1 protein-coding gene is annotated in these 1280 nt (G+C 70.9%); it reads left to right on the forward strand.

What is annotated here, in order from left to right:
- Positions 1 to 267: 267 nt before the first annotated feature.
- Positions 268 to 1280: IS110 family transposase (locus BJF81_RS12925; RefSeq protein WP_202817492.1), on the forward strand; the 1013-nt coding region annotated here is incomplete at its 3' end.

Consider the following 1280-nt stretch of genomic DNA (forward strand, 5'->3'; position numbering starts at 1 on the left):
CTGACTGTGAGGATTCCCTTCGCAGCCTGATGGTGATGGGCTGTGGCTGGTGGGCCACGGGCGTGACCCATGCTCTGACTGGCTTCGTGCCTTCCTCAGGACTTGTCCGCTCGTGGTCCCCGGCCCCGGCCCGGTCGGAGCAGCTGGCCTGATCAGGAGCTTGACCGTCCTGGCGTTGACGGCGCCCGGGCGTGTCTCATCACAGTCCTGCCGAGTCTCCGCCCCGGACCGGAACCACGTCCCCGTTCCGGCAAGGAGGAGAACGCAATGCCCAGTCTGACTGATCTGCGCGAGGTCGTCGACGTCATCATCGGCGTCGACACCCACGTGCACACCCACTCGGCCGCCGTGGTCGAGACCGGCACCGGTGGGGTGCTCGATGAGATCACCGTGGAGGCCACCCCGGACGGGTACACCCGGCTGGTCGAGTTCGCCGACGAGCACGCGGTACTGCGGGCGTGGGCGATCGAAGGCACCGGCGGCCACGGTGCGGGCCTGGCTCGCCACCTGGCCGACCGCGAGGAGATGGTGGTCGAGCTGGACCGTCCCGAGCGTGCGCACCGGCGCAACGGCGCCAAGTCGGACCCGCTGGACGCGGTCCGGGCCGCCCGGGAGGCACTGTCGCGGGCCCGGCTGGGCACCCCGCGTGCAGGCGGTGACCGGCAGGCGTTGTCGGTGCTGCTGGCCGCGCGACGCTCGGCCGTGCAGGCCTCCACCGACGCCCAACGTCAGGTGTTCAGCCTGGTCATCGCCGCCCCAGAGAAGATCCGCGACCGGTTCCGCGGGCACAAGCTGCCCGCCATGATCCTCATCGCCTCACGGTTGCGTGTCCAGGCCGCCTGGGACGTCGAGACCCACAGCACCGTCACCGCGCTGCGGTCCCTGGCCCGCCGCGCCCAGGCCCTGACCGCCGAGGCGAGCGAGCACGAGAAGGCGATCCTGGCCATCGTCCGTTCCTGGCGGCCTGACCTGCTCGCCCAGCCCGGCGTCGGCCCGATCGTGGCCGCGACCGTACTGTGCGCCTGGTCCCACCCCGGCCGCATCCACTCCGAGGCCGCCTTCGCCATGCTCGCCGGCGTCGCACCGATCCCCGCCAACAGCGGCCAGGTCACCACCCGCCACCGACTCAACCGTTACGGCGACCGACAGCTCAACCGGGCGCTGCACACCATCGTGCTGTCCCGGATCCGCTACCAAGCGGGCACTCGTGACTATGTCGCCCGTCGCACCACCGAGGGCAAGACCACCCGAGACATCAAACGCTGCCTCAAGCGCTACGT

It is taken from the genome of Ornithinimicrobium sp. CNJ-824, from assembly GCF_001942405.1.
Taxonomy (GTDB): domain Bacteria; phylum Actinomycetota; class Actinomycetes; order Actinomycetales; family Dermatophilaceae; genus Ornithinicoccus; species Ornithinicoccus kibberensis.